Origin of the sequence: Alteromonas sp. 38, from assembly GCF_902506055.1 — a bacterium.
Classification (GTDB): Bacteria; Pseudomonadota; Gammaproteobacteria; order Enterobacterales; family Alteromonadaceae; genus Alteromonas; species Alteromonas lipotrueae.
In genome coordinates this window covers 3,446,846-3,469,519 of the sequence record NZ_LR733300.1, presented here as the reverse complement: position 1 = coordinate 3,469,519, position 22,674 = coordinate 3,446,846, and the positions used below count along the sequence as shown (strand labels likewise).

Annotated in this window: 18 protein-coding genes, 2 tRNA genes and 1 pseudogene; 8 read left to right on the top strand and 13 right to left on the bottom strand. The window is 42.5% G+C overall.

Annotation, left to right across the window (positions count from 1 at the left end):
- Positions 1-282: 282 nt before the first annotated feature.
- Positions 283-722 (top strand): annotated as a pseudogene (locus FLAVO9R_RS15090) (transposase); the annotation flags it as partial.
- Positions 723-762: 40 nt separating this feature from the next.
- On the opposite strand, the gene FLAVO9R_RS15085 reads toward FLAVO9R_RS15090, so the two are convergent.
- The 8 genes from FLAVO9R_RS15085 to FLAVO9R_RS15050 form a co-directional block, all read right to left on the bottom strand.
- Positions 763-3,237 (bottom strand): NACHT domain-containing protein, encoded by a 2,475-nt coding sequence (locus tag FLAVO9R_RS15085; protein ID WP_159532620.1) that lies wholly within the window; start codon positions 3,235-3,237, stop codon positions 763-765.
- 90 nt (positions 3,238-3,327) lie between these two features.
- On the bottom strand, positions 3,328-5,172 hold the full coding sequence (locus FLAVO9R_RS15080; RefSeq protein ID WP_159532618.1) for a hypothetical protein: 1,845 nt from the start codon (positions 5,170-5,172) through the stop codon (positions 3,328-3,330).
- A gap of 232 nt (positions 5,173-5,404) precedes the next feature.
- Positions 5,405-6,211 (bottom strand): nucleotidyltransferase domain-containing protein, encoded by an 807-nt coding sequence (locus tag FLAVO9R_RS15075; protein WP_159532616.1) that lies wholly within the window; start codon positions 6,209-6,211, stop codon positions 5,405-5,407.
- 19 nt (positions 6,212-6,230) lie between these two features.
- Positions 6,231-7,268, bottom strand: a complete 1,038-nt coding sequence (gene rtcA / locus FLAVO9R_RS15070; RefSeq protein ID WP_159532614.1) for an RNA 3'-terminal phosphate cyclase — start codon at positions 7,266-7,268, stop codon at positions 6,231-6,233.
- A 3-nt stretch (positions 7,269-7,271) separates the two neighbouring features.
- Positions 7,272-8,498 carry an RtcB family protein gene (locus FLAVO9R_RS15065; protein WP_159532612.1) on the bottom strand — a complete coding sequence of 409 codons (1,227 nt, stop codon included), beginning with the start codon at positions 8,496-8,498 and terminating at the stop codon, positions 7,272-7,274.
- A gap of 124 nt (positions 8,499-8,622) precedes the next feature.
- Positions 8,623-9,795 (bottom strand): slipin family protein, encoded by a 1,173-nt coding sequence (locus FLAVO9R_RS15060; RefSeq protein ID WP_232370667.1) that lies wholly within the window; start codon positions 9,793-9,795, stop codon positions 8,623-8,625.
- 266 nt (positions 9,796-10,061) lie between these two features.
- Positions 10,062-10,133: transfer RNA gene (locus tag FLAVO9R_RS15055), tRNA-OTHER, on the bottom strand.
- Between the two features lies 1 nt (position 10,134).
- Positions 10,135-10,206: transfer RNA gene (locus FLAVO9R_RS15050), tRNA-OTHER, on the bottom strand.
- A gap of 255 nt (positions 10,207-10,461) precedes the next feature.
- On the opposite strand from FLAVO9R_RS15050, the gene rtcR reads away from it, so the two are divergent.
- The 7 genes from rtcR (at position 10,462) to FLAVO9R_RS15020 (ending at position 17,474) form a co-directional block, all read left to right on the top strand.
- On the top strand, positions 10,462-12,060 hold the full coding sequence (rtcR, locus tag FLAVO9R_RS15045; RefSeq protein WP_269748501.1) for an RNA repair transcriptional activator RtcR: 1,599 nt from the start codon (positions 10,462-10,464) through the stop codon (positions 12,058-12,060).
- A gap of 728 nt (positions 12,061-12,788) precedes the next feature.
- A complete protein-coding gene (locus tag FLAVO9R_RS15040) occupies positions 12,789-13,574 on the top strand; it encodes a hypothetical protein (RefSeq protein WP_159532608.1) in 786 nt (261 codons plus the stop codon).
- 327 nt (positions 13,575-13,901) lie between these two features.
- Positions 13,902-14,795, top strand: a complete 894-nt coding sequence (locus tag FLAVO9R_RS15035) for a c-type cytochrome (RefSeq protein ID WP_159532606.1) — start codon at positions 13,902-13,904, stop codon at positions 14,793-14,795.
- The gene (locus FLAVO9R_RS15030) at positions 14,792-16,324 is read left to right on the top strand and encodes a DUF7133 domain-containing protein (RefSeq protein ID WP_159532604.1); all 1,533 of its coding nucleotides are present in this window, start codon (positions 14,792-14,794) and stop codon (positions 16,322-16,324) included. Before FLAVO9R_RS15035 ends, FLAVO9R_RS15030 begins: the two co-directional genes overlap by 4 nt.
- Positions 16,321-16,590: a hypothetical protein gene (locus tag FLAVO9R_RS15025; protein WP_159532602.1), complete on the top strand. Its 270-nt coding sequence runs from the start codon at positions 16,321-16,323 to the stop codon at positions 16,588-16,590. Before FLAVO9R_RS15030 ends, FLAVO9R_RS15025 begins: the two co-directional genes overlap by 4 nt.
- 7 nt (positions 16,591-16,597) lie before the next feature.
- Positions 16,598-16,729, top strand: a complete 132-nt coding sequence (locus FLAVO9R_RS20540; protein WP_269748494.1) for a hypothetical protein — start codon at positions 16,598-16,600, stop codon at positions 16,727-16,729.
- A gap of 4 nt (positions 16,730-16,733) precedes the next feature.
- Positions 16,734-17,474, top strand: a complete 741-nt coding sequence (locus FLAVO9R_RS15020; RefSeq protein ID WP_159532600.1) for a 3-keto-disaccharide hydrolase — start codon at positions 16,734-16,736, stop codon at positions 17,472-17,474.
- Between the two features lie 109 nt (positions 17,475-17,583).
- Here FLAVO9R_RS15020 and FLAVO9R_RS20535 read toward each other — a convergent pair whose 3' ends face one another.
- From FLAVO9R_RS20535 to FLAVO9R_RS15000, 5 genes are all read right to left on the bottom strand, one after another.
- On the bottom strand, positions 17,584-17,709 hold the full coding sequence (locus FLAVO9R_RS20535) for a hypothetical protein (RefSeq protein WP_258544398.1): 126 nt from the start codon (positions 17,707-17,709) through the stop codon (positions 17,584-17,586).
- Positions 17,693-18,025 (bottom strand): Gfo/Idh/MocA family protein, encoded by a 333-nt coding sequence (locus tag FLAVO9R_RS15015; protein WP_159532598.1) that lies wholly within the window; start codon positions 18,023-18,025, stop codon positions 17,693-17,695. The genes FLAVO9R_RS20535 and FLAVO9R_RS15015 overlap by 17 nt, the downstream gene beginning before the upstream one ends.
- 301 nt (positions 18,026-18,326) lie before the next feature.
- A complete protein-coding gene (locus tag FLAVO9R_RS15010; protein ID WP_159532596.1) occupies positions 18,327-20,069 on the bottom strand; it encodes a glycoside hydrolase family 43 protein in 1,743 nt (580 codons plus the stop codon).
- Positions 20,070-20,147: 78 nt separating this feature from the next.
- Entirely contained in the window at positions 20,148-21,350 is a 1,203-nt protein-coding gene (locus tag FLAVO9R_RS15005; protein WP_159532594.1) for a GDSL-type esterase/lipase family protein, read from the bottom strand.
- Positions 21,340-22,638 (bottom strand): putative glycoside hydrolase, encoded by a 1,299-nt coding sequence (locus FLAVO9R_RS15000; RefSeq protein WP_159532592.1) that lies wholly within the window; start codon positions 22,636-22,638, stop codon positions 21,340-21,342. Before FLAVO9R_RS15000 ends, FLAVO9R_RS15005 begins: the two co-directional genes overlap by 11 nt.
- Positions 22,639-22,674 lie beyond the last annotated feature (36 nt).

Here is a 22,674-nt window from a genome sequence, read left to right as displayed (position 1 = left end):
ATCGTTAACTTAAGCTTAAGAAAAATCGTTTATTTAACGCAGGTATTTGCAGCTTGCTAAATATCTGTTAACCAGATGTTATCATAGCGTATACTTTTTTAAACATTAATGGTAAGTAATACTAAAGTTGGGGCTCCCCTTGTGTAAGGAGCATATTTTTTGTGAGTTGAGCTAATAAGACTGGCATAACACGCGGTATCAAAACTGTACCGCAGTACGCTTTCTTTAATTTGGTTAGCTATTCACACTGTTAAATGAGTAAACCAACGTTAGAAAGTCCTGATGCCTAAAGCCAGAAAATCGCAAATTAGTTTATTGGATACACCATATTATCACTGCGTTTCTCGCTGTGTACGCCGCGCATTCTTATGTGGTGAACAAGACGGCAAAAACTTTGAGCATCGTCGCCAATGGGTGGAAGACCGAATTCATACCCTAAGTGAAGTGTTTGCTATTGATGTATGCGCCTATGCGGTGATGAGCAATCATACGCATGTGGTGCTGCATGTTGCTATGGATAAGGCGGAAGCATTTAGCACAGAAGACGTAATTCAACGTTGGCACACGCTGTATAAAGGCACCTTGCTCACACAGCGCTACCTATCCCCAGAGTTACGCAAGGACTTGCACGAAACACAGATTAAAACGGTAGGGAAACAGCAGCAGTCTGGCGCAAGCGGCTGTTTGATATCAGTTGGTTTATGCGTGCTCTCAATGAGTATGACCTTTCCCCCAAAAATACCACCATGACATTGATGAGATTCATTCATCCGGTGAGATCTCTCTTAATAAAGCAATTTCAAGCTGTTGAGTAAGTCTATTTTTCTCAACTGAATCTAATCTGTAACCTATCATGCGATTAATAAGTTCATGCGTGCTCTTTGAGAGTTCATTGTTAGTTACATAATCGACTAGCCAATCAATCTCATATGCATGCTGCGAGTACAATAGGAATACATCGTGCCACCACGACGATTTTAACATTTTGTCGAAAGAAGCCTTTCTTACTTCATTTAATTGTACTGATGCTAAATATTCTTGAAATCTAAGATGACCAAATCCATATTTTCCATTTGGGTTGACAAGAAGGATCTCGCATGGGGCTACAAGTTCATCGAACAGAATATCAACTTTGAGACGAGAAGAAACTCTATCGACCATTATCGCTTTAATCTGCTCACGAGGTAGCTCTCTTTTTTTCATCTGATGCATTTTGAAAGCAATATGCTTGCTGCAAGTGAGCACATCATCTGGAGAGGAAACCATCCTGTTGATTCCCTTGAATTTATCGAAAACGCCACTAAGAAGGTCAAATCTCTTTCTATACAAATTAGCTTCAGAGCTAGGTAAAGGTATAGATGACTCCTGTAATGAAGCCATTATAGTAGCGGACAAAGGATTTGTTATAACTTCGTCTAACTCGGGGTGACTTTTCAAATGAGAGATAATTGGTTCAACAAGCTCGTTCTTTCCATGGAACCATTTATTAAAAAATTCCTTTTTTTGTTCTGGCGAAAATGGCAGTAAGGAGACATTTACAAAACCTAGTGATGGTAAATTCTCAACTGTAAATCGAGAAGAAGTAATAATTTGACAGCTACGATAAAAATAAGAGAATTTTCTCAATGAATCTAATATAAAATCGTATTGTACAATTGCTTCATCAATACTATCTAAAACCAAGCATGTTCTATCATTTGTAAAGTGATTTCTGAGTGACTCAAGAGAATAAGAGTTTATTCCTATTTCATTAAGGTATGAATGAATACCTTCAATGATATCTCCTCCATTATTTTTTTTGATATGGAGTGCTAGTTCACTTAAGGTTAAATAAATTGTAAGTATATCATCACCGGCCTCTAGTGCTTTCTTGGTAAAGATCTGGAGGTTAGTAGTTTTTCCTGAGCCTGCATCACCTAAAATAATTACGTTTTGCCTTGAGTTGAAAACTTCATCAATAGAGATTTTTGGCGGGCTTCTTTTAACGAAATTTTCTTGTTCAAAAAAGATTTTGCTGTGAAAATTTATAATTCTCAATGCGGAATCAATTTTTTTAGTTAATTTCAAGTAATTTTCTGAGTCAATGTGAGATGTGGATTCAACTCTAGATATTTCTGAGATATGTAAATTAAATTCTTTAGCCAGTTTTTCGGAATTAACAAAGATATCTATCGAATTTGGCAAGTCATCCTGTTTTGAACGCTCATTACTAAGATCTTTTCTAGCCTTTAATACATTTTTATATTGGCTTTTAATGCAATTAAGTTCTTTATTAAATTCTATAAATTCATTGTCATCTAATGTGACTTTTCTAAATCCTGAGTTTATGAACTTCTCAAATTCATCGTCTAACTGTTCGGGATAGAATCTTTTGTATCTACTTTCTTGCAATTTCTTTCTAATTGCCGACATTTGGGATGCAATAGAACCAGCTTTATGTCTGATTTTTGACCGTAAATTTTCAAGTAAACGAAAAGACTTCCTTGCTTCGAAAAGTACAGTCTCATCATAGAATTCGTAGCCAAGGGTATATAAACATAGTTTATTTAATAATTCAGCATCGTATATGTCATTAGGGCTAAGATTTACCGAGTTAGAATTACTTGAGTAGTAATATAGGTTTGATTTTATTTTTCGAAAACCTAGATTTATACTGGCTTCACAGTATATATCGCAGAGGTTTTTTGAATTTGAAAGATATAAAGCATTAAGTAATGCTTTATTATTCAAATTAGGCTTTAGTTTTTCTCCAACATAGGCTTCATCTCCGCTAACAACTCGTTCGAGTTCTGGATGATGCTTTCTTATTAATCGAATTATTTCCCTTCCGTCAATTATTGTCACTCCATCATCAATTATCTTCTTGAATGCTCCAGGGTGAGTATCAAAACTTTTTTCTGATATCTCAAACGGCGTGATAAAAATCCTAGTCTTAACAGGTATCTTGTTTCCGGTCTGTGGGCAAATGACTGGTTCAGACTTAAGTTGGTCTAGTTGAGTAATTAGCTGTTGAAAGCTTTTTTTTGAAGAGTTTGGAGTTGCTCTAATTTTCTTTACCTGCACACCTATAACATCTGACTGTCCCAAAGGTGTTTCATGATATATGACTATATCACGGCCTTTCTCGTATACACCGCCTGTAAAGGCGACTCGGCAGCTGTAAATTTTTTCGAATAATGGGAGAAGTATTTTTTTTGACAGTTCATTCTCTTCAAAATTTATTAGTTTTTCTATCATAGTTACATTTGCCGAATATCGTGAAAAAAGGGATCATTTAAGGGAGTTTATTATTGACTTAAAATTACTATGCCTGTTTTTTCGCTACCCTCATATATTCTTCGCTATCAAATCAGCCTTCAATAACCCACCCTTAGTAAACAATTTCGCGGAAAACTTTGGATTCCGCCTTGCTTCATAGGCATCAAGTATTTTCTTCAAACCGCTAGCTTCTAACAGTGAAATATTTACTTCTGTATCCATTTCTGCGCTTTCTACAAAATCATCCGAGAAGGTAGGGGCTACTATTAAAACTTGCGCTACACGTTTACCAGCTTGCTCACACCGGTTTACGTATGCTTTTACTTGACGTGATGTAGTGGAGTATTTTGCGAAGTCACCGTTCTTACAGGTTTTAGCTTCACCTACTATTACATCAATTTCGCTGAGCGAAATTAATATGTCGGCTTTGTCTTTTGAGGTATTTATGGAGCGACGAAGATCTTCATCTACTGCCATACCCAGTTGTTCGAAAATGGCTTTTGTTACTTCTTCAAACTTAACGCCGATATCAGCTTCGGCAATTTCGACATTCTCAGCTTTTAACGCTGCCAAATCGCGTCTTGCCAGTGCTGCATAGTTATCTATTAACTTATCGGTGGCATCGGCAAAGCTGTTTAAAATGTTTAAGCGCAGGTTTCCGCGTTTTTTAATGCCCATGCTTTCAACAACCGCTTTAACTTCGTCGTTAGTAAGCATGTAGAGAATATCGTAGGGCGTGATGCTCAGCGCTCTTAGTTTCTCTACGTCTAACTCTTCTTGCTCTTCTAGTTCAAACTCGTGTTTCAATACTGTTGATAGGGAAGGGAAGTGGTTTTGCAATGCAGAGAATAGTTCTTTGAAGCCTGTAGCGCTTAGAGCATTAAATTCACGCTCAGTACAGGTATTTAGTGTATTTAGGATGATAGAGGTACGCTCTTCAAGTGTGGTACCTAACTTATCTAAATCTAAGTCTAAGTCTGAGATTAGGCTTTTGAGTCGCTCCTTTCTATCATTAAGCGGTGTGTCTTCGGCATATAAATCGGATTGCAGTACTTGGGATACCGCAACGCCTAATTTCATAACGTTTTGAATTTTCTGTTTGCGCTCAATACCACGAATTTTCTTTCTGTGATTTTTGAGTATATTGGAAAGCTCAGCGTCGCTAAAAGTGCGTAGTATTCGAAGAAAGTGTTTGTCAGCTAGTTCTTTGCCTTGCAGTCTGTGAAGCAAGTTAACAATTTCATCTGGCACGTAAACGGTTTGAAGCTTTCGGCTTACAAAGATTAGGCCGATCTCTCGTAACTCGTTTAGCGCATCTTGAACACCATTCTTAGGTGTCTGATCTATCAAGTGCTCTACACCCGCTTGGTCGTCTGCTGTTACATCTAAGTTTTTCGCTAAAACGTTAAGAATGCCGCGCTCATCATCCGTAATCTTCGATTCACGATTACTTCGTTCATCATTCGAGTAAGCTTCTTTTAAACATGCGTGATAGATACCAAGGCGTTTTCCGTCGGAAAATATTTCACCTTCTTCAACGGTTTCAATCTCTGATTTTAGTTCATTTGCTCTTGTATCGATGACAGTCCATTCTTTAGCGTATAGCGATTCAACCCAATTGATTCTGGCTATGCAATTACCATCGCGGCTGAGTATATTTGTAAGTAGAGTGGCCTGTGCGCCAAGCATTGCTAACTGTTCACGAACAGATTTTTCGAAATAAGGGAGGACTATTTTAAACAGCTGTGTAATGTCAGTGCTAGATGCGTTTTTTATCTGGCCGTCTAACTTGTCTAGTTGTGCAGCAATCTTCTTATCATGCTTAACTGCATCACTACATATGCGGTCAATGGCATTAATGAACTTCGACTTTTCGACCTGGTTTACCAGTGAAAGTATGCTTGAAAGCTTCATAAATCATCCTTGATATTGTGAGCTGAAAACTCACTTTTTATTATACTTAAGTAGTAACCATACACCTCGCTGTGGAATTTTTGAACTTTTATCTTGATTTGTGGTGGAAGTGCAGTTGCGATAAGAGCTTTGAGTGGCCTCAACTTGCGAAAGAAGAGGGCTTAAGTCCAACAGTTGAAATGTAATTGGTGAATCGCCATCAATAAACTAGACACTTTCCAGCTGCTCTGGTTTAAATATATGCAAATACAGACTTAAACAAGGTGTTCAGTTCATCAAAATTGGCGTCCCTCTCAGTAACGTTAGCGGCATAAAACTCGTGACGTTTCAATTCTGATTCGATGAAATCGTTTATCACAGGCACTGCACTAGCGTATTCCTTTTCAAGGCTCACTTTCTTACGAGCCAAAAGGTCAGTTATCGCTTCATTCAACAATGTGTTATTCGCAACCAATTTACGTAATACGTCAAACTCAATAGGGGCCGGTTTGTCATAACGCTCCAACCACATGATGGCGAGCAGCGGTCGTAACACATAAAAGTACTTTTTAAGCGGCACGACGTCCTTTTTTAAGTACTCGCGATAGTTGCCTTTGGCCATATGCAAGTAGTGGTACATCCCTTTATGTGAAGATGCTATACGCGGCATCATTTCTCGGGCTCTTACTGCAAAGTGCCCATCATCAACATACACGATAGAGGACTGAAGCCATTCGATAAAAGCTGGGTTGGATTTCCAAAATAGCTTAAGGGCCTTTCTGATATCCCAACCGTTGATATCGATTTCATCCACTATCGGATATTCGATGACGTCGCGCCTATCTTCCACATCCACGGTTAAATACCAGTCTTTAGGATGCGCATAGATAAACCGCACATCGTAGTCACTGTTGGGACTAGCAAATCCCCATGCGCGACTGCCTGACTCCACGGCGTATAGTATTTTTACATTGTGTTCATGTTCTGCTGCGGCTATTCGCCGCAGTATTTCTGCTCTTATTTCCGGCTCTATCGCGTCCGGTGCGTGTTTGTTTTCCATGTTGTACAGCTCCAATAATTTATCTATCTATAGTGATTTTCCAGCACACATCATTGTGCTTTTTCAATTTGATATTTGTATCCACAAACTGCTGGATGACGTCAATATTGGTGGTCGTATGCAGCGTTGGTTTTGTGGTGGTGTAACTCCCACTGCCAGCCAATACCATTGGAATGAGTAATTGGTCTGCCAGTTGCTCTTCCACCGCCGCTTGCGAATGAATCAACTTTCTCACGCGGCCAGCACATCGCTTAGCGACCCGTTCTCCGGAAACGCCCAGTTCGCCGACCACTTCAAATAGACTTGTGTGCGTATTACTTTCAATTTTCAACTGAAAGCTATTACCAGGCCCTAGTGAATCTACCTCTGTCAGTGTGCCTACTGAAGTGTTCCAGTTCAATATGGCTCTTGCAGTTTCTATTTCTCGTTCGCCAATCGAAGGCGGTAACTGACTGACCAAGGCATTTAGCCGACAGTTTTCAGGTGCTACCGCAAAGTTGCTAGCAGCTTCTGTTAGTTCAATCCGGCTCAAGCCTTTGGTCGGTTGGATATTGATTTTCCACTTGCCGCCTCCGGCGGGATAAAAACCCAGTGCTGACCTTTCAACCTGGCAATGTATTCCCATCTTATGCAACAGCGGCAAATAGGATTGCTCCAGAAAGCACAGTGACGGTGACATGCCATTATGTGTGCCACCTTCAAAGGTCACACTTGAACAGGTGTTTGCCAAGGCCAACACCGGTAAAATAGTTTGGCAAACCAGTACGGTGCTACCCGCCGTGCCTATCGAAAAATGGTAATCACCCGGTACAACCTCTCCGGGTGAAAACCGTATTCGACCAGCGCCTAATTCCACACCCTCCGTGGTCGCGCCGCATATCCTTTGCGCGGCCAAAACCGAGGTGAGGTGCTGACGCAGTAAACCTGGCTTTCTGCGTTTGGCACGTATGTTTACTATTTCAATAGGCTGCTTAGTGAGGATGGACAAGGTTAAGGCTGTCCTTAACACCTGTCCGCCGCCTTCACCTTGCGCACCATCAATGTGTAAGTACTTCATCGTTTACCCCTTTACACACACCACCTGTTTTAAGGTGTAAACCACTTCAACCAGATCTTTCTGGGCATCCATGACTTTATCAATATCCTTATAAGCATGTGGGATTTCATCAATCACAGATTCATCCTTACGGCATTCCACGCCCTGAGTCGCTTCAATTTGATCTTTAATGTTGTAGATCTTTTTCGCCTGTGTCCGCGACATGACACGCCCTGCGCCATGACTACAGCTATTGAAACTTTCAGGGTTTCCTAGGCCTCTTACGATGAAGGATCGCGCACCCATGCTGCCTGGAATGATCCCCATTTCGCCTTTCTGAGCCCGCACAGCACCTTTACGAGTCACAAAGCAGTCTTTGCCAAAATGCCGCTCACGGGAAATGTAGTTATGGTGGCAGTTCACAGCGAGTTCTGCTGTCGAAAATGTCGTTGGGACCTGTTTTCTCAATGCGGCAATGGCATTAATCATCATGATCTCACGGTTTTTCGCGGCATAGTCTTGTGCCCATTCCACGGCTTCAACATAGTCATCAAAATATTCACTGCCTTCTTCTAGGTAGGCCAAATCCCTATCTGGCAGATTAATCTGATGACGCTCCATTTCCTTTTTGGCCAGTTCAATAAAATAGGTACCGATACGATTACCTACGCCACGACTACCCGAGTGCAGCATTATCCACACTGCGTTGTTTTCATCTAAACACAGCTCAAGAAAGTGGTTGCCTGTTCCCATCGTACCTAAATGGTTTACGTGATTGCTCTTCCTGATTGCTGGGTGTTTTTCACAAATGCGTTTAAACCGAGCCTCCAGTTTTTTCCATTCAGCGGCGACCACATCCGGTATGTTGTGCCAGGCACCTTTATCCCGTGAACCTCTGGCTCTCGCACTTCTACCGTGCGGGATAGCAGCTTCAAAGGCGCTTCTAATACCTGACAAATTATCCGGAAGCTGACTGGCGGATAACGTGGTTTTTGTGGCCACCATACCGCATCCGATGTCGACTCCTACTGCCGCCGGGATGACCGCATCAACGGAGGGGATAACACTGCCTATGGTTGCCCCTTTGCCCATATGCACGTCAGGCATAACGGCAATATGGGAGTGAACCAATGGCATGCTGGCGATGTTATTTAACTGCTCCTGAGCTTTGTCTTCAAACGGAACACCTTTGGTCCACGCCTTAATGGTTGCCCGTCCTTTGCTTTCGATAATGTTGTAGTTGCTACACATTATTTACTCCTTAATTTATTACTTATTTTGTTTTATTCGATTTATATCTGCGAGATTTCAATAGCGGACTGCGACACCTTTTCGCCGCAGTCCTTCCCGCTTCCTATTTTTACTACGCGGTTCTCTATGCTATTTTCACTACGCCATTCATCAGGCCTTCCAGGCCTCCATACACCGTCAGGTTGCCGATTTTATCCGACAGCTTTTCAAGCGCTTCGAGCTCTTTCAGCCGCATCAGGGTAGGGTTGTTTTCCATCACCTTGGCGGTGTTGTGCAAACTTCTGGTAGCTGAAGTTTCCTCTCGCCGTTTAATCACATTGGCTTCTGCGGCTTTTTGCGCTTCTACCACCTGATTCAGGATGGCCTTCATTTCGCCAGGCAAAATGATGTCCTTCACACCTACATTCATCAGCGATATACCTATGTCGTTAAGTTGCCCCGATACTAATTCCTTTACCGTTTCATTGACGTACAACTTATCTAGCAGGATATCGTCTAACGATTTAGTACCCACTGCCTCTCTTAGCGCTAGTTGCAAGGTTTTATAGACATAGTCATCCACCTTATCAACGCTGCGGGCGGCAAGTTCTGGGTCCTGCACTTTGATGCTCGCACTCAGATTTATTCTGAGACTCACTCTGTCCTTACTCAGGATTTCCTGTCCGGAAATATCCAGCATCTGAGTTTTGCAATCAAACGCCTTTACTTCAATCGTGTGATTGAACTGCCAGAACGCGTGTTGACCGGGTTCCAGTCTACGAATGAATTTTCCATTCACATACAACAGACCAACATGTTCTTTCGCTACCGCCACATCAGCGATAGGCTTTAAAGCAACAGTTCGGCTACTTCTAATCAACCTTGAAGCGCTATTGGCTCCTGCCCGGTTAATCAGGAACAGCAGCTTTTCGTCGACGGTTAAATTGTCATCTATCGAGAGCGTTTCTAACCTCAATTCGCCTGCATCTTTCCAGAGGTAGATATGTTCACTTGGTGCAACAATACCTTGTAGCAAATCATCTACGTATAGCAATCCAACTTCATTGCTCGACAACTTCCAGTGTGAAATATGGTCGCGCAAGGTTTCACTGTTTCGATAAAGTCTGTCGGCATTTTTCTCAGAAAAATACAGTTCATTGATGTCAAAAGTTATAAATTCGAGTTCATTTTTGAGATCCCACATTTTATGCTTTCCTGGCAATAGGACGTCAGTCAATAGTTGATTTTTAAACATCAACATTCTTTGGTTTTCAGCGACTGTCACCGTTTTTCTCATTAGGTTATTTTTAAACATCATTAATTTCCTTTTATCATTTCATCCACTTTCGCAACGTCTTGTAGCTAAGTGGTGTTAGCAAGGGTTTATTGCTTCACTGACAAGGGCACCGGAGCGTTGAATAGCAGGGAGCATCCGGCTTGCTGCTTGTCGTTTCTCTTTAGCGCTCGTCAGTCATTGGCAAAAACGACTTACTAACGTGCTTTTTACAATGTGTTTTTAGGGTGGGACTTGAACCCACAACAATCGAAGTAAATGTTCGATGCTCTACCAATTTGAGCTACCTGTATTTAAGGAAGGATTCGAACCTTCGCCAACGGGTATTACGCCGTTGCTCTATCCGCTTGAGCTACTTAAATAATATTAAGATGGGAAACGAACCCATGACCGACGAATATCAATTCGCTGCTCTTCCAACTGAGCTACTTAATAGGTTGTTTGATTAGGCATACGCAGTCACAGAGTTCAGCGCACCAGTGTGACGTTTTAAATCACAACCGTTTAATCAGACACTTTTTGTATATCAATCAATGTGCCAACCTTGGTTTTTATTTTTTTATTTTCATAACTTATTGTTTATTATGGTTATGTTTGTATTTTTGTTAGTGTGGATGTATTTTCATAATTTGACTTAAAACAAAAATAATAATTTAATGGATATTTAATTATCTATATGGATATGATTTGGTGAAGTGTAGCGTGGTGGTAAGCCTGATTGGCACACAGTTGGATTATGTTGGAAAGCGAGTGGATCGCTGGGCCAAATGGCGGCCTAATGTCAGCCTATGTAGCCAGGATGATTTGATAGTTAGTCAACTGCACATGCTGCATGACAACCACAGTTCCCGATTAGCGAATAACGTTGCGGTTGATATTGGAAGTGTATCGCCGGAAACCAACGTGGTTTTGCACAATGTGAATTTTAACGATCCTTGGGATTTCGAAGAAGTTTATTCAAAGCTATATGATTGGTGTCATCAACAAGTCTTTGATACCGATCACAATGATTACCTTTTTCATATTACAACGGGTACGCACGTCGTTCAGATATGTAGTTTCTTGCTAACGGAAAGCGGCCATTTTCCGGGACGATTAATACAAACCTCACCGGATAGAAGCAACAAAAATAAAGCCATTGGTAAAACTCAGATCATTGATCTGGACTTGTCAAAGTATGACCAACTCGCCACACGTTTTGATCGGGAACATTTAGAAGGTAAAGAATTTCTTAAAGGCGGTATTCAAACTAAGAACACGGCTTTTAACCGTTTAATTACCCAAATTGAAAAGGTTGCTATTCGCTCTAGCGATCCCATGTTGCTGACTGGGCCCACCGGTGCGGGTAAGAGTCAACTGGCGACTCGTGTGTTCCAACTGAAGAAAAAAAGGGCCATGCTGAAAGGTGATTTTGTCTCGGTAAATTGCGCAACATTGAAAGGTGAAAATGCCATGGCGGCGTTGTTTGGCCATACCAAGGGGGCATTTACTGGGGCACAGAAAGAACGCAGTGGTTACCTGATGACGGCGAACAAAGGCATGTTATTCCTGGATGAGATAGGTGAGTTGGGATTAGAAGAGCAAGCCATGTTACTTCACGCCATCGAGAATAAAACCTTTCATCCGGTAGGAAGTGATCAAACCGTTAGCAGTGACTTTCAATTGATTGCAGGCACCAATAAAGACCTTAAATCAGAAGTCGAAAATGCTCGTTTTCGGGAAGATCTGCTGGCAAGGATAAATTTGTGGACTTATGAGCTTCCCGCGTTAAAAGACAGGCGAGAAGACATACCGGCTAACATTGATTATGAAGTGAGTCTGTATGAACAAAAAACAGGTCAGAGGATTCAGTTCAACAAAGAAGCGCGGGATACGTTTGAGCAATTCGCGACATCAGCAACTGCCATTTGGTCTGGAAACTTTCGGGATTTGAGCTCGGCAATTACGAGATTATGCACTCTGGCTGATTCTTCTCGGATTTCAGTTGATGATGTAAAGGATGAAATTGAACGGCTTAAGCAAGCTTGGCAATCATCCGAACACTCTACTTCAGTCTCAGTGTTACAAAAGTACTTTTCACAAACAGCAATTGAGCAGATGGATCATTTCGATGCGCATCAACTCAACTATGTGTTACAGGTTTGTAGTCAACACCGGAGTATGGCCTCAGCCGGAAGGGAGTTGTTTCATGTCAGTCGTACCAAAAAGGCGCAAACTAACGATTCAACAAGGCTACAAAAGTATCTTCATAAGTTTGGTCTGAATTGGTCACAGTTGATGGATCGATGAATTTTTTGCTTTAAACAATAATCTGATTATCAAAGAATTATAGTGGCACATTGAGTTAAGGTACTTTACAAGCTTTATGGGTTTGTATTTATGTAGTCATATGGGCTTGCAAGGAAAATCATGAATTAACTAAGTTATGGTACAGAACAAATTCAAGCGGGAAAATATTGCTCAGAATGTGGTCATAAGCTTATTGAGAGCCAGGGTAATTAAACAAAGGGAGCTGAGTCTGAGGGATCCCCACGAATTTAATTTCATGTACCTCCACCCCAGGCTTCGTCTACTAAGGAGCTGTACCACTCGAGTGCCGCTTTCCATTGTCGCATGCTAACCCGTATTCGACAGGCGATAGCCCTGAGCTAAGGTATTGAATCGATGTACTGAAAAAATGTGATGTCAACCATCAAATACTTACGAATCATTGAATAAGAACACTAAACAAGATAGTCATATTTTGTCGCCGGTTGCCTATAAATCTTTGGTGTATTCGCACCGTTCTATTCACAACTTTGATTGTATCAGGTAGATATTTAACTTTTTGATTATTAGCGGGTGCGATTCAAGCACGTACGATAAATAACAGCAAATCTGAAGCTGGGAGTCTTTTCAAAATCTTGCGCTTCAAGTTTTAATGTTAACAATATGTATGTGAAATGTTGGCTGAATTGTGATTGAGGGGTAGTCTAATTCTATATTTATAACGCGTACGATTTCTGGGCCCTCTATTTATGTTTCGCTGCATAACCCGTCTTCAATCTATAATATTACCTAGGATTCAGCGCAAAACAGCGGCTGTCGTCAGCACAGTACTTTGTGTCAACAGTGCATGGGTTGTTGCCAATACGCTAGATAATCAAGTTAGCCTTTACGGGGTTGAATCAACCAGTTCACTTTCTTCTGTATTTACTCACAATGGCAGCGTTAAAGCTGTATCTGCGTTTATTACGGAGGGATACCAGTACAACGGTGAACGAATAGCAATTAGTGCAGATGGTAACAATCAAGCTGATCATCACACTGAAGCACGCTGGCCGCGAGCTGACGAGGATGATTGGGCAGGTACAGCCGCAACACTAGCAATGCTTGCCAAAAAAGGGCTGCAAGATAAGTTGGTACATTATTCCTTCAACAACTTCATTGATGCACCACCGCATACCAGCGAAACAAACTACATGGCAGACTCTGTCACTGGTGCAATCAAGCGGTGGAACTTTCCTAAATCACCGTTCTTCGATGTGTCGAAAAATACAGATAGGGCAATTGAACATCTGGCACGTGAGATTGCAAAATCTAGTGAACACAACCCTCTGTATTTTATCCATATGGGCCCTTCAGAATTTCTTTATCAGGCCGTTGCACGGGTCATCGATAGAGAAAAGATTGCGTCACTTTCTCATGTATATGTTGTTTCTCATAGTGGGTACAACGACAACCATTTGAGAAGACAAGCGCATCATACAATGTCAGATGTGTTGCTGCTAAGTGGCAATCGTATCCATTACAAAAAATTATAGATCAGAACGCGTGTGACAAACCCGCAACGCTATGGTGCTCAAAATCATTTGAACCTTTTAAATGGCTTAAAACCCACGATGACCCTTCGTTGCGTTGGTTGTGGGAACGAATGCAGCACAATCCTAAGAAAAAGGCTGACTTGTCTGATGCTGGGATGGTGTTTTTTCTGCTTGAGGGAGATGAACACGGTAACCCCCCAAAATTCCGCCGGTTTCTGGGAAATTCGGTAATGCCAATATAGCGTTGGCAGGTAGCAGGCTTTCGACCGTATTCTGCAATGGGAACACAATGAAAACAAATGTGGATGTAAAAAAAGAGGATACAACTTGAGTTTTCTCATGATGGCCAGCAATAGTGTTTGCACTATCGGTTTTGTGCTGTTGCTAATGACTTTGTCTGTTGACCTTTACGCCAATGATATGGGCGTAAAGGCATTTAAAGAAAATTGTGGCGCCTGTCACGATCTAAAGCAAAATAGTACAGGTCCATCGTTAGTTTATATTGGCGAGCACTACCCACAGGCTAAACGGGAGGCATTTTTAGCCTGGGTGAAAAGTCCGGGTAAGAAAAACCCTGATATGATCCAAATGCCTGCGATTACCTATTTGGACAACGATACGCTTGCAGCTATTCACCTTTACATATTGGATGTGAGTAAGGACCAAAAACAAGAGGGGGAAAAACCTAAATTCGCACCTTACAAGCCGCCACAGCGACCTTATCCTCAGGTGTTGAGACACTATCTGCCTTTCACTAGCCCCGCATCAATCGCTATTGCTCTAAATTCTGAACTAACAGTGGTATGGGATACCACCATAGCAAAATTACGCTATGTGTACCCCACTGGCGCTAATTTTGACGGAGAAAAAAGACGAGAGGAAAATGCGAAAGCCATAATGTATTCAGAAGAAAGCGAGGTTTTATTTTCGTTTGTTGAAAATAAGGAGATTATGTTCAAAGGATACCAGTTGATTAAGGGGGAGCCAGAGTTTCATTATCAGGTCGGCAACGTTGAAGTAAAAGAACGTATTCATTTAGGGAGTAACGAAAGATCGTTCGTTCGTGAGTTTACAATAACAGGCGTAAAACAAGATGTAGTACTTACTCTTGACCATTCGTCTTTATCTTCAATACGCCTTAATGGAAAACCTCTAACCGACGATAACGTTCACTTGTCCACTGAGCAAGTGTCGAGCTTCAGCATTGAGGTGGAATTATGAATACCCTTTTATCCGCAGCGCTGCTGGTGGCGCTTCTTTCCCACCTTATGTTTTTTGCAATAGCAAAAGCAGATTGGCATGACTACTACGCCATTGATCGGGTTGATTACCCAATTGAAATTGACCCTCAAGTCGGTGGTTTAACGGCAATGAAAGACGGCCGACTAGCGCTTACTGTGATGCACGGAGACGTGGTTATTTACGATCCTGAGTCTGAAACATGGGACGTGTTTGCGTCGGGGCTGCATATGCCACTTGGTATTGTAGAGGAGAAGCCGGGACAATTTTTGGTTATTCAAAAGCCGGAGCTTACGCGGTTAATTGACACTGATAGTGATGGCAAGGCAGATCAGTATCAGACGGTATACGATGATTTTGGAATGACGGGAAACTACCACGAATTTGCGTTTGGTCCGGTGGTTGACACTGAAGGAAATATATTTGTTGCGCTTAATGTAGCATCTAATTTTAATGGCGTTTTTGAGTATATAAGGGGGGAATACAGTGATTTATGTCCTCCTAAAGGCAAGATGCAGCAGTGGCATGACTTTGAAAAATGGAAACAGGGGTATCGGAAGAACGTAACTCGCATGTTTTCTTGTGCGCCTTATCGAGGGTGGGTAATGAAGATAGCGCCTGACGGTGAGGTTACGCCTTTTGCCTCAGGGTTTCGGTCGCCAGCTGGAATGGGATTCGATGATAACGGGCGCCTATGGGTAACGGATAATCAAGGTGACTGGATAGGAACAAGCCCTTTGCATCATGTCAGCGAGGGAGATTTTGCGGGACATCCCGCTTCTTTGCATTGGAAAAAAGGTTGGCAAAAGCCCCATTCTGAAATAGAAGCGTCAGATTTATTACCGTTGCGCAAACCCGCAGCGGCATTGTTTCCACATGGAGAGCTGGCGAATTCACCAACGAAACCGGTTAAAACTATCGCTAAATCTCTTTTTGGTCTTCCAGAGGGAGAAATGCTCTTAGGTGATATGAATAAAAATCATCTCATTCGATATTTACCCGATGAAATTGATGGAACATTGCAAGGAACACTCATTCCTTTTGTAGGGGGCAACGCGCTTGGCATTGGAAATTACACGATGGACTTCTCTTCAGATGGCGCATTGTGGGTCGGCAAAGTACACATGAATTGGGCAGGTGGAGAGGGCTTGCTCAAAATCACTAAGAAAAAAGCGCCTTTTCTTATTGAAAGTGTAACGCTTCATAAAGACGGGTTTCAAATTACCGCTAATGAGCCCATCGAGGCTCTGCCAGATGCTGTTTCAATAACCCACCATACCTATCACTATCATGCCAAATACGGTTCAGAAAAGGTGGATGTAACTAATGTAGTTCCAGCCAAACTCACCTTAGATAAATCGAGAAAGCAGCTTTTTATTACCTTAGACAGCCTGGCCGAGAATAGTCTTTACACTATAGACCTAGGTGAAATGGTTAGCGTGAACGGTAAACCTTTAATGGGCACTGTTTTACGGTACAACCTGATCAAACGTGCAGGAGACTCACAATGAAGCGCAATATGTTTGGACAAAATAATGCGATACGTTGGTTAAATAGCGGGGGGCTAATCGTTCTTCTTCTAATTGCTAGCTTGAACGTTAACGCCCAAGGTGAAGCACAAACGCATCCATTTGTTAGTGGGGAAGATGACGCTAGCAAGCAGCTTTTAACACAGCGTTGGTCACTCATTGAAACACTTTCAGATGAATTTGAAGGGGATGAGTTAAGTCAAATATGGGATACCCGCAATATCATTTGTGCCCAGTATCCCATTTGAAAACCCCATGGCACTTATTTTGGCAATTGAAATTTATGACTTCAATTGGCCTAGCGATGCAAAAAAAGATGGCTTCATGGCATCCAAGAAAGATCGCTCAACGCGATATCAGTGGATAAGAACATGGAAAACGGAGTAGCCACATGAAAAGCATAGTGTTTAATAAATTCGGCTTGGTATCGCTGAGTCTTTTGTCCTCTATGGGATACGCATTAGAAGAGAAACCCAACCCAAAACTCACGGAAGTATGGGAGCCTGTTCCACCCAAAGTCACCTTCGATGGCATTCCCTCTGATGCCATTGCATTGTTGAACGACGATGAGAAAGGCGTAGATGAAAATTGGCAGCATGTAAATGGTGATACCGTGAAATGGTCTTTTGAGAGAGGCGAGTTGACCGTCTTACCCAAGTCTAGTTCGCTCCATACCAAAGCATCATTCTGTGATATGCAATTGCACTTGGAGTGGAAGGCTCCTAAGAACCCCTCCAGCCATATCGCTAACAGTGGCATCATTTTTCAAAAGCGTTATGAAGTTCAGATTTTAGAAACCTACGGCAATCCGTTTTATGTGAATGGTATTGCGGGCTCTGTCTATAAGCAGTCGCCACCATTCGTAGATGCGCTGATGCCAGCCGGTCAGTGGCAAGAGTACGATATTGTTTACAAAGCCCCTAGATTTACTGAAGAGGGGGAGTTAGCAACGCCTGCCCACATTACCGTCTTTATCAACGGTGTTGTTGTGCAACATAACTTTGAAGTGAAAGGTACAACACTTTACAGAGGTGAGCCTAGCTATCCGGTTGCCCACGGATGTGAACCTCTCGTTCTTCAAGACCATGGAGACCCTATAAGTTTCAGAAACATTTGGGTAAGGCATTTGTAGTTACTAAAAACGGTTAATAAGAATAATGGGTCAGAGTACTTTTTCTCATAAAGACTGACACTATAGAAAAGTACTCTGGCCCCCTAACTGCCCCTAACTAAGTGGCAGTTTAAACAAGTTCTTTTTCACCACCTTTTGCCGCTGAACGATAAATTGCGTTAAGCAAGGCAATAGAGCGGCGACCTTCGAAACCATCTACCAATGGTTTAGTGCCGTTTTCAAGCACCGCTTTCATAGTACTCTTGAGTTCGCCACCATTTAATATAGGCATCAGCCATGGCATTGTTGCCAAATCTACCTTGCGCTAACGCCTTTTTAAGTAGCTGCGACGATGCATTGAAACGCCGGGGGAAAATGCCCGCTAACATCACATTATTTTCTGCGCATACGGCTATCATCTCATCCACTCGTTCGGCGGTCACTTCAAGAGGCTTTTCGCAAATAATGTGTTTACCCGCTTTGGCTGCTGCGGATATGAGCTCTAAATGAAACCCTGATGGGGTGCATACGGTAATAACATCAATATTGGGGGAATTGAATAAAAGAAGCATAATCGTCAAAAGGTGTGCAGTTATGTTTCTGTGCGAAGGCGTTCGCTTTTTCAATTGAACGTTAATAAATCCCTGTTAGCTCTGCATTAGGTATAGCGTTAATGGCCTGAGCATGAAAATCCGCAATCATGCCAGCGCCGACAATGCCAAATCGATACATTCCTTGTTCCTTTTTTAAACAGTGTGAAAAAAGTATAGGGAAAGTTAGCGCGGTAGACTAGCTTTCCCTCTTTGCCGACGCTATTTTCCGACTTTCTGGATTAGCGGGAACATCTGTCACCATTCATGTATAGACCGCACGCTAGCGGTTGTTGTCTTGTGAGTACATTCCCACGATAGCGCCGGTAAAGCCACCAGCTTCAAAGCTGGATAGCACTGATGAGTTCACAGACATGATTAAGGGTTGAAAAGGTTGTTCTTCAATTCGATAGTAGAAATCCATATTCGCTTTATCTATATCTACTCTTAATTCAATTTGCTGTGCACGCTGCAACGTAATTCTCTGCTCTTTAATTGTTACCCCTTGAACAAGTTCTGGGGTATTGGCTTTTCGCCGCACCTGCAGTACTTTGTCGCCCTGTGAATTTTGGCTCAAACCAAAGGCAATATAGTTATCGTCATTTTGCATCGACATCATTCCAGCTTCCAGACCTGGCTGTAGTTCGGGAAACTGCAATTTTACCGAATACGTGGCCTTCATATGAGCCAGTCTGCGCCCAATAAAAGACGGTTGATTATTTTCACCTAGTCTATCTTTTCGAGCCGACATAAAAAGACGGCCATTTTCAATCTTCCACCATTGTGTTCGAGGGGTTCGGATAAATAGCCACTCGAGTGGCACTTGGTTAGATTCAAAATCATAAATTTGTGTGTAATTACCACGTTTGAATTCATTGTTTGATGGGATTTGAGGTAAAGCAGGGCGGTCAATTTGATAAGGAATGGGGGCGTGATCGGGTAATATTGTTGGCCAACCATCGTTCCAAGTCACTGGCAATAAGAAGGGTTCTCTTCCTGTGTGAAAGTGTCCAATGTCAGTTTTGTCTAGGTCATAAACGCGATTGGCTAAAAATACCACCCACCAGTCTCCATTTGGGTCGTCAAACAGATCGCCATGTCCAGCTGCCGTGATCGGGAATTCGCGGTCTTTGGGTAAACCAATTTGAGTAAGAACGGGATTCTCTTGATTCGCTTCATATGGACCCAAAATAGAATCGGCTCGGTAAAGCAAATAGCTATGAAAATACTCGGTTCCACCGCCCGATGCTGACAAATAATATTTGTTTTTCACTTTATAAATATGCGGCCCTTCCAAATACTCAGTGTGCCAAGGCGCAGAGTCGTCACCATTTACTAATTCAACATCTTTTGAAATAGGCTGAAAAGTGTTGGCGTCTACTTCCATTATTGCAATGGAGGTATGGGCTGGATACTTCTTATTGGCAGGATCTTTATGGTGGACAATATACACTTTGCCGTCGTCGTCAAAAAACAATGATGGGTCAATGCCTGCGAGTTCTGGCAACCAAATCGGATCAGACCAAGGGCCTGCGGGGTCGGTTGCGGTGATGATAAAGTTGCCGCCACATCCAACGCAGGTGGTAATGATATAAAACGTGCCCTGTCTATATTCAATCGCCGGGGCGTAAATACCGTTGTAGCCTATGTGTAAACCATCAAAATTGAGCTGTTCCGGCCGATTTATTGCGTTACCTAACTGTTGCCAATGCGCCAAATCTTTGCTGTGAAAAATAGGTAAACCAGGAAACAAGCTAAACGTAGAATTCACCATGTAGTAGTCATGACCTACTCGCACTATGCTAGGATCTGGGTAGAAGCCGTTCAGTATAGGATTTTGAATTTTTGTTTTAGCCAGCGGTTGATTAAAAATAGTATCTTTACCGTGATAGCTAAAGTCGTCGAATATGGCATTTGGTGAAGCCTTCGGCGTTTGGTTTTGAGAGGGGGCGGGCATATTACACGCCGATAAAAATACAGCGATGGCTAGTAGCGCAAAATGGTATTTATGGGTATTGCAGGTCATTATTCCCTCGCTCATATTCGGGATTAAATTTAAGATTTACGTTGCCTGATAACGTCTGACTGTATACCGGCAAGGCTATCACTGAGTTGAACCATCATCTGACCAAGCTGTTTTTTGACGGATAAAGGCGCTGAGTTTTTTCGCATTTTTTAGGTGTTGCTCTACTCTTGGATGCGCACCGTAGCCAGTATAATCAAATTCTATTTGGTCAATTTTTGCCCCTGCATCTTGCTGTTTTATTTGCTTTATAGCTTGGGTGACGTAGCCTGGCCATTGGTTGTCGCGTGTAATATCCATGCTGCCAAGGGCACATATAAAGTGAGCATCAGGGTGTTTACTGCGCAAGGTTTGAATAAATTCATAATAGGCCTGCGAGATTTCTGCAGGCGTGGCGTTCAGGCGTTTTTCGTTATCTATTAACCAACTGTCATTTTGTAGCAAATTCACCACAACGACGTGGGGCTGCCATTGACTAAAATCCCATTTTGAATCGTTATTGGATTCGGCACGCAGTTGGTCAAAATAGGCAGGCATGGTGAAATCAAACCAACTGACCAAAACACCAATGCCACTTTTAGCGATGGAGTGAAATTCTGCGTTCAGATCGCGAGCGGCAATGGCTGCATATGAGAGGTAGTGATTTTTCTCAGCAGGATTATTGTCTGGTGCATTGTGGGCGGCCTCATTACCCATCCCGACGGTGACTGAATCGCCATAAAAAGCAATACGCCGTTGAGGTAAAGGCGTTGGCGTCAGTAACTTGGCACGTGCCTGCAAAATTAACCCTCCAATATAGCTGCCGCCTTCTTCCCCTTCAGTACGCTTAAATAACGTGACTTCGGTTACTGGTTTTTCAATCATGTAGCTTAAATCGTATTCGTGGGTACCTTTTTGCGCGGCCAATACGTAGGGGTAAGCATCCTGATGATTGAAGATAACATTATAATAATTCAGTCCTTTATCGTCAGTAAGCCGAAGGACTAACTTGGCGCCAGTAAACTTGAAACTCACACTGCTGCCGGGCCACGAAAGGTAGGGGCGGTTGGTATCCGTAGTGTCGATCCGGCCTGAGTATAGTAGAGCAGGGTGGCTAGCCGGAATGAATTGAGTTAGCGCGTGTTGTGCCGGCTGGCTTAGTGTAGTGTCTGCAAGTGCTACTTTACTGAAAGCCGATTGACTCAACAGCACGAAGAAAATGGATGAAGCTACTAAACGCAACGTCTTTCTCAACCCCGTCTGCAGCCCTGTGATAAAAGCATCGTAAAAGTTATTAGCGTACATATTTGTCTACATATGGCGTTAGTTGTTGCGCCCAAATTTCGTAACCCTTAGCATTAGGGTGGAGTAAATCCGGCATGATGTCTTTGCTCAAAATCTTGTCTTTGGTTAAAAAACTAGCGTTAATATCGGCAAATAAAATGCCTTGATTTTTAGCCAGCTTTTTAAGCAATACGTTGGTTTTTTGATTGTTGATTCTTAGCTTGTCGTTGTCATCAGTGCCGCGAGGAAAAATAGCCAACAGCAATACCTTACTGGTTGGTATTTTTTGTGTGACTGTCTGAACGATCGCCTTTACACCATCATGAATAGACTCAGGCGAGTCCATACGGTGACCCGTATTATTGGTCCCTATCATAATTACCGTTAGCTTGGCGTTGAGGTTGTCGAGTAAGCCTTGTTCGGCCAACCACAACACATTTTCGGTGCGATTACCCCCAAAGCCTAGGTTGAGTGTACTGACGTCTGAAAAGTGTTTTTGCCAAACTGCTTGGCCGCTGTCTTGTTCCCAGCCATGGGTAATAGAGTCTCCCACTAGTAGTAATTTTTCATCACCAGATTGTGTTGTTTTTTTCTCTTCAACGCGGTTTGGCCACCATTCATCGGCCCAAAATGCACGTAGTGGTTGTGGGTGAGTGGTCAGCGTGTCTTGATTAGGGCAGTCAAAATTGGCGGTGCTTTCACGCGTTATGGTTATGTTGGAAAAAGAGAACTCGCCGGTGCCAGAGAATGTGATCGCAAAAGGTTTGGCTACGGCGCTGAAATCGGCCCTGCTAGATGAAAAACAAGACAGCGGAATAGCGATTTTTTGCCAGCCTTTACCTTCAAACTCCTTGGCATACGGCCACAGATCAATCACGTTATTGCAATTGTCACCACAATTTATGGAAGTTTGTAAATTGGCGCTCTTCATGTCAATACTATTGAAATCAAACGCTAATGTGCCTTTTTCTATGTACTGGGTTAGGTCAAGTGGGCGACCGTGCGACATGTAAACTTCGCCGTCCCACGCCTCTTCAAATTTAACCGTTAACGCGTCGTCTTTAAAAAGCTTGTCTGATGTTGTGATCGTAATGGTTTCGTCAGATAAGCGAGCGAAAGCGCCGTTCAGCAATTGGTTGTTGCCTTGGTTGTCTATAACTATGTGCCAAGGTTGCAAAGGACGCCCCTGATACAGCGCGATGTCTTTGTCGACAGGTTGGGCCGCATTGTCAACTTTTGTACTGCAGCCATGTAAGGCCAGTACCATGGATGCGGTCACTAATGAGAGTAATGCTATTTTAATCTTCATTGTTTGCTCCAATTTGTTTCCTTTTCGGATCGCTCG